Below are 6,364 nucleotides of genomic sequence, written 5' to 3' on the forward strand. Positions count from 1 at the left end.
CCTCGCCGTCGCCCCGGCCTGGCCCGGACGGGACGCCGCGGCGACGAGGCCGGCGCAGGGCGCCGGCCCGACGCGGGGGCCCTGAGCGCCGAACCCTCGAACGCGGACGGGGCAAGGCGCGGGCAATTCGCGGGCAAGGCGCGGGCAATTCGCGGGCAGATCACAGGCAAGGCGCGGGCTGGTCGGTTGTCGGCCGCGCCGAAGCTTCCTAGAACCGCCCCTCCATCCGACCCGCGACCGGGCGGCGCGCCGTATCCGCGTCCCGAGGCGCGTTCCTGCGACGAACCGGCCTCCCCTTCGGCGGACGGCGCGCTAATGTCGCCGTTCCCATCCGGCCTCGGCGCGAAAAGACCCTCGGACCTCCATGTGCGAACTGCTCGGAATGAGCGCGAACGTGCCCACCGACATCCGCTTCTCCTTCGCGGCCCTCGCCCGGCGCGGCGGCGAGACCGGCCCCCATGCCGATGGCTGGGGCATCACCTTCTACGAGGGTCGCGGCTGCCGCGCCTTCCATGATCCCGAGCCGAGCGCCCGCTCCGAACTCGCCAAGCTCCTGCGCCGCTATCCCATCAAGAGCCGCATCGTCGTCGCCCATGTGCGCAAGGCCAATCGTGGCCGGGTCAGCCTGGAGAACACCCACCCCTTCTCCCGCGAATTGTGGGGGCGGCGCTGGACCTTCGCCCATAACGGCCAGCTCAAGGGCGTGAAACGGCTGCCCCTCGGCGGCTTCGAGCCGATCGGCTCGACCGACAGCGAGCACGCCTTCTGCTGGATGCTCTCGCAACTGCAGACGCGCTTCCCGAAGCCGCCGCGCCCGGCCCGGCTGGAGGCGGTGGTCGCCGAACTCGCCCACGCCCTGTCGGAGCGGGGCGTGTTCAACATGCTGCTCTCCGACAGCCGCACCCTCTACGCCCATTGCGGCAAGCGCCTGTGCTACCTCACCCGCCGCGCGCCCTTCGGCACCGCCACCCTGATCGACGAGGACTGGCGGGTCGACTTCGCCCAGGAGACCTCCGAGACCGACATCGTCACGGTGATCGCCACCCGCGCGCTCACCCGCGACGAGACCTGGACCGAACTCGCCCGCGGCGACACCCTGGTCCTGACCGACGGCGTCGTGCGGGTGCTGCGCCCGGATCCGCGGCCGGAGGCGGCCTGAGGGGGGACAACCCGACTCGGGTGACCGGACTCTGACTTGGGTGACCGGACTCGGGTGACCGGACTCGGGTGACCGGACTCGGGCGGCCCGACCGGGACGGCCTCAGCCGATTTGACGCATGTCTTGCCCGCGTCGCGGCCGCCATTTGTCATGCAGGCGGTCATGGCAGCGATCATGGCAGGCGGTCTGCGCACCCGAAAGACTGCGCAAGCTTGTCCTTATTCGCGGCCGCCAGGGTGCGCCGGAGCGCCCGATGCGCTACAACTATGTTAAAGCCGCGCTCGGACGCCGCGCCGACCGCCCGACCATGACGAAAACGTCGACCGCAAGAGCCCGATGCGCAACGACACCGAAGCCACCCTGGATCGCTCCGCGATGACCGACGGCCGTCCCAAGCTCACCGATTCCATCCGCAGCCATCTCGGCGATCATCTGCGCACCGTCTACGAGACGCTGGGCGCGGGCGAGGACACGCCCAGCCGCTTCTCCGAGCTGATCGGCAAGCTCGAGGCCGCGCTGAAGGCGCAGGGCGAGCGGATCGATCCCGAGTTCCGCAACGGCCTGCTCGCCGCGGTGCCGTCCCTGCGCGCCTTCGCGCTGTCGCTGACCTCGAATCCGGCCCGGTCCGACGACCTCGTCCAGGACACGCTGCTGAAGGGCTGGCAGCATCGCGCCCGCTTCCAGCCGGGCACCAATCTCAATGCGTGGCTGTTCACGATCCTGCGCAACATCTTCTACTCGGATCACCGCAAGCGGGTGCGCGAGGTCGAGGACCAGGACGGTTCCTACGCCGCGCGTCTGGCCACCGCCCCCCACCAGGGCGACCGGCTCGACGTGGAGGATCTGCAGACGGCGCTCGCCAAGCTGCCCCCGGACCAGCGCGAGGCGCTGGTGCTGGTCGGCGCCGAAGGCGTCTCCTACGAGGAGGCCGCGACCATCATGGGCTGCAAGGTCGGCACCGTGAAGAGCCGCGTCAGCCGCGCCCGCGGGCGCCTCGCCGAATTGCTCGGCTACGACGAGGAGGATCTCTCCTCAGACCGGCTCATCCAGTCGGCGATGCCGGACGCCTGAGAGCGGACCGTTCGGCCCGCCCGGGTCGTCTGGGCCAGCGCGGTCGCCGTCTCCCTCCGAGAGTCCCAGCCCCGGCAAGGAGGTGTCCTCTGCTGGGGGACAGGCCCGCTACGGGCATGCGGCGCATCCGTTGCCGCGGATCGCGAAGACCTGGCCGTCGGCCGAGGCCGTCCCAGCACCGTCGGTGGCGCCTCGCGCCGGCCAGTCGCGGGCACCCTTTCAAACGGCGAGCAGGACGGCGGCTTGCGCCGGCCGTCCTGCCTCGGCCTGCCGAACCCGGACGGAGACGCCGGCATTCCGGGTCTCCGTGTCGAGGGTCGGCCGTGTGCGGCTCAGGCCGCGGCCTTGCGGCGCCCGGCGGGCTTGCGGCGGCTCGCCGGCGCCTCGGAGACCGTCTCATCGACGAGCTCGGCGGCCTTGGTCGAGGGCTTGCGGCGCTGCTGACCGAGGCCGAGATCCTTGGCCAGGGCCGAGCGGGCCGCCGAGTAGTTCGACGAGACGGTCGGGTAATCGGACGGCAGGCCGTAGCGACGACGGTAGCCCTCGATGTCGAGCCCATGGGTCGTGAGATGGCGCTTCAGCGTCTTGTAGGGCTTGCCGTCGATGAAGGAGATCAGCGCGTCGGGCGTGATCGATTTCTTGATCTGGGCAGGCGTCGCCTTCTCGACCTCTTCCTCCTTCGGGGCCTGGGGCGCCGAGAGGCTGACCAGCGCCGCGTGCACCTGGATGATCAGGGCAGGAAGATCGGCGGACGGGAGAGAGTTGTTCGAGACATAGGCCGAGACGAGATCGGCGGCGAGCTCGATCCGATCGAGCTGAGGCACCTGACTGATTTCCGACATTGGTGACGATCCTGTTTTCCCCTCGAACTTTGAAGTATAAGGATCGCCGCACGATTCAAGTGGGATTTTGGGTGTTTTCCCAGAAAGCGACTGCAAAAGCGAGAAAAGGCGTGGTTTGCAGCGTTGTTTCCTGCGATCAGGGCCCGTGCGCGGGGCAATCGGAGCCGCTCAAGGTGGTTCGTGCAAGCTGAGGTTCAACGCAAAAGCCGGTGCCAATCGGATTGATTCGGCGTTCACAGGGCCGTGAGTGGTACTGACGGATGAAACCGTTTGGAGGACAAGATCGCATCCAACATGTTTCGAGCATCGTCGAACCAGGAGATGCATGAGAGCCTCGTTCTGGATATCGTATTCAGGTCGATGCTCGAGTCCGTGGCGCCGATCGATTTTGCCGCGACGCTGGCTTCCCCCGCTCGTCCCGATGCTTTCGGCCCCGCCCGTCAGAGCGCGAGCGCGGCCTGGGCCTCCTGCGGCGCGGGGTGTGCGCGTGGCGCGGGCTCGGGCAGGCTGCAGCGGTAGACGACTTCGTCCGGCGGCCCGAGGGCGGCCTGGAGCGGCACCGTCACGGTGTCGCCGTTGAAGCGCCAGCGGCGCGTGCCGCGGTCCCAGTAGAGCCACACCGTGGTGTCGTGGCCCTTCACATCGAACACCGCCGCCCGCTTCGACAGGGCCCGCAGCGTCCGCGGCTCGTAGAGGCCCTTGCGCCGGTAGGCCTCCCGGGCGGCGGCATCCTGGCGGTCGACGAAGGTGTTCTGGACGATCTGAATCGTCGCCCCGGGCTTGCGCAGGAATTTTTTGAAGTCGCTCAAGGAGCGCAAGACCACGGCCATGGCATTCATCCTGTCGTCAAGTCACGGACTCGCTCTTCCTGGCGGGATGCAGCTTCGATGACTCCGATGACGGTTGTGTTCCGTCGGCAAAGGCCGCTGCCGGGAATATCCACCGGAATCCGGCGCCGTCCACAGGTGCGGCCGCGCCCGGCCGCTCGGGGCCGGCGCGGGCCCTCGCGGCGCGGCTTGACCCGTGGGCGGGGCTCGGGCGTTCTAGGCCCATGCTGCTGTCCTTCTTCACGGCCCTGCGCGACGCCCGCGTGCCGGTCACCCTGCGCGAGTACCTGACCCTGCTGCGCGCCATGGAACTCGACCTCGCCGGCAAGCGCGTCGAGGAGTTCTACGTCCTCGCCCGCACCGCCCTCGTGAAGAATGAGGCCCATCTCGACCGGTTCGACCGGGTGTTCGGGACGGTGTTCAAGGGATGGGAGACCGTGGGCGAGGCGGTCGAGCCCGCCCCCATCCCCGAGGAATGGCTGCGCAAGCTCGCGGAGAAGTACCTGACCGAGGACGAGAAGGCCGAGCTGAAGGCGCTGGGCTGGGACCGTCTGTTCGAGACCCTGCGGCAGCGCCTCGCCGAGCAGAAGGGGCGCCATCAGGGCGGCTCGAAATGGATCGGCACCGGCGGCACCTCGCCCTTCGGCGCCTACGGCTACAACCCGGAAGGGGTCCGCATCGGCCAGGACGGCAACCGCAACTTCCGCGCGGTCAAGGTGTGGGACCAGCGCGCGTTCAAGGATCTCGACGATTCCCGCGAACTCGGGACCCGCTCCATGCGGGTGGCCTTGCGCCGCCTGCGCCGCTTCGCCCGCACCGGGGCGGCCGAGGAGCTCGACCTCGACGGCACGATCCGCGAGAGCGCCCGCAAGGGCTTCATCGACGTGCGGCTCCGGCCCGAGCGGCGCAACGCCGTGAAGGTCCTGCTCTTCCTCGATGTCGGCGGCTCGATGGACTGGCACGTGGCGCTCGCCGAGGAGCTGTTCTCGGCCGCCCGCTCCGAGTTCAAGCATTTCGCCCATTTCTATTTCCACAACTGCCCCTACGAGGCGGTCTGGACGGAGAACCGGCGCCGGCACGAGGAGCGCATCCCGCTCCTCGACGCGATCCGCACCTACGGATCCGATTACCGCGTCGTGTTCGTGGGCGACGCCTCCATGAGCCCCTACGAGATCGCCCATCCGGGCGGCTCGGTCGAACATTGGAACGAGGAGCCCGGCGCCGTCTGGCTCGAACGGGTGCTCGGCCATTTCCCGAAGGCGGTCTGGCTCAATCCGATTCCAGCGGAGCATTGGGCCTACACCCCCTCGATCGGCATGATTCGCCGGATCGTCTCGGACCGGATGTTCCCGCTGACGCTCGAGGGCCTCGATGGGGCGATGCGGGCGCTCCTGCGGTGAGCGGCCGGTCGAGCGACGGAGGCGGGGTTCCCGAGGGGGCTTCGCCGCGCTCGAGCCGGAACTCTTGAGTCTCCGATCTGAGCGCGAGCCTGCACGTCTGGTGCGCGGTCGTCGGGTTCCGCGTCGCTGATGCCCGGCCCGAGAGCGGGTTCGCGTTTCTCCAGCGCGAGCGGGCGCAGGTCATGGCAACGGCCGATGGGAGACGGGCGCGCTGCAGCACCCGTTCGGGCGCGGCCTCAACCTCCCGATCGCGGTGACGGCACTCTCGCCGATCCTGGCCGGCCTGACGCGGCCGGACTGGCCGCTGTTCGAGGGTCCGCACGAGGTTTGGGCACGAGGCTTGGGCACGAGGCTTGGGCACGAGGCTTGGGCACGAGGCTTGGGCACGAGGCTTGGGCACGAGGCTTGGAACCGTGCAGGGCCGCGGGCCGTGGGGTGCGGCCATGTCTCGTGCAGGATCCGGACGGAGACCTGCCGCGCTTCGCCGAAACGCTCGGAGACCGGCTGCTCTGAGACTTGGCGCTCGAAAACTTGGCGCCGGAAAACTTGGCGCCAGAAAACTTGGCGCCGGGAGACTCCGCGTTGGGAGACTCGGCGCCCGGACGCCGGATCAGCCCTGCCGCGCCGGCGTCGTGACCTTGAGGCCGTCGAGGTCCGGGCTCACCCGGATCTGGCAGGAGAGCCGCGAGGTCGCGCGCACGTCGGAGGCGAAGTCGAGCATGTCCTGCTCCATCGGCTCGGCCGGTCCGACCTTCTCGGCCCAGTCCGCGTCGACGTAGACGTGGCAGGTGGCGCAGGCGCAGGCCCCGCCGCACTCGGCGTCGATGCCGGGCACGTTGTTGCGGATCGCCGTCTCCATCACGGTCGATCCGACCTCGCCGTCGATCGTGCGGGCCGTGCCGGCGTGATCGACGAAGGTGATCTTGGGCATACCTTGCTCCAGGGGGGGCGCCGGGCCGGTCGCGCGTCCGGCCGCTTCGGCGACTGCTTGGGGGGCGCCGCGCCAGAATGCAAGCGGTGAGATGGCCGCGCGGTGCGGGCGCCGCGCCGGCCTCAGCCGTCGGC

At 69.5% G+C, this 6,364-nt stretch carries 6 protein-coding genes; 3 read left to right on the forward strand and 3 right to left on the reverse strand.

Annotated elements, in window-relative coordinates:
- The first annotated feature begins 364 nt into the window (after positions 1–364).
- Together LW587_RS23425 and LW587_RS23430 are read left to right on the forward strand one after the other, a co-directional pair.
- Entirely contained in the window at positions 365–1,159 is a 795-nt protein-coding gene (locus tag LW587_RS23425; protein ID WP_232631986.1) for a class II glutamine amidotransferase, read from the forward strand.
- Positions 1,160–1,495: 336 nt separating this feature from the next.
- Positions 1,496–2,230, forward strand: a complete 735-nt coding sequence (locus tag LW587_RS23430) for a sigma-70 family RNA polymerase sigma factor (protein ID WP_232631987.1) — start codon at positions 1,496–1,498, stop codon at positions 2,228–2,230.
- Positions 2,231–2,562: 332 nt separating this feature from the next.
- Here LW587_RS23430 and LW587_RS23435 read toward each other — a convergent pair whose 3' ends face one another.
- The gene (locus LW587_RS23435; protein ID WP_232631988.1) at positions 2,563–3,072 is read right to left on the reverse strand and encodes a MucR family transcriptional regulator; all 510 of its coding nucleotides are present in this window, start codon (positions 3,070–3,072) and stop codon (positions 2,563–2,565) included.
- Positions 3,073–3,512: 440 nt separating this feature from the next.
- Positions 3,513–3,902 carry a hypothetical protein gene (locus LW587_RS23440; RefSeq protein WP_232631989.1) on the reverse strand — a complete coding sequence of 130 codons (390 nt, stop codon included), beginning with the start codon at positions 3,900–3,902 and terminating at the stop codon, positions 3,513–3,515.
- 221 nt (positions 3,903–4,123) lie between these two features.
- Here LW587_RS23440 and LW587_RS23445 point away from each other — a divergent pair, with 221 nt between their 5' ends.
- Positions 4,124–5,299, forward strand: coding sequence for a vWA domain-containing protein (locus LW587_RS23445; RefSeq protein ID WP_232631990.1), 1,176 nt, complete (start codon positions 4,124–4,126; stop codon positions 5,297–5,299).
- A 610-nt stretch (positions 5,300–5,909) separates the two neighbouring features.
- Here LW587_RS23445 and LW587_RS23450 read toward each other — a convergent pair.
- Entirely contained in the window at positions 5,910–6,230 is a 321-nt protein-coding gene (locus LW587_RS23450; protein WP_232631991.1) for a 2Fe-2S iron-sulfur cluster-binding protein, read from the reverse strand.
- Positions 6,231–6,364 lie beyond the last annotated feature (134 nt).

It is taken from the genome of Methylobacterium sp. Leaf118, assembly GCF_920984675.1.
In the GTDB taxonomy this organism is placed as follows: Bacteria; Pseudomonadota; Alphaproteobacteria; order Rhizobiales; family Beijerinckiaceae; genus Methylobacterium.

Bases quoted from the DNA above. Each gene is read 5' to 3' on its own strand.
- LW587_RS23425 (WP_232631986.1), top strand. From the start codon at position 365: ATGTGCGAACTGCTCGGAATGAGCGCGAACGTGCCCACCGACATCCGC.
- LW587_RS23430 (WP_232631987.1), top strand. From the start codon at position 1,496: ATGCGCAACGACACCGAAGCCACCCTGGATCGCTCCGCGATGACCGAC.
- LW587_RS23435 (WP_232631988.1), bottom strand. From the start codon at position 3,072: ATGTCGGAAATCAGTCAGGTGCCTCAGCTCGATCGGATCGAGCTCGCC.
- LW587_RS23440 (WP_232631989.1), bottom strand. From the start codon at position 3,902: ATGGCCGTGGTCTTGCGCTCCTTGAGCGACTTCAAAAAATTCCTGCGC.
- LW587_RS23445 (WP_232631990.1), top strand. From the start codon at position 4,124: ATGCTGCTGTCCTTCTTCACGGCCCTGCGCGACGCCCGCGTGCCGGTC.
- LW587_RS23450 (WP_232631991.1), bottom strand. From the start codon at position 6,230: ATGCCCAAGATCACCTTCGTCGATCACGCCGGCACGGCCCGCACGATC.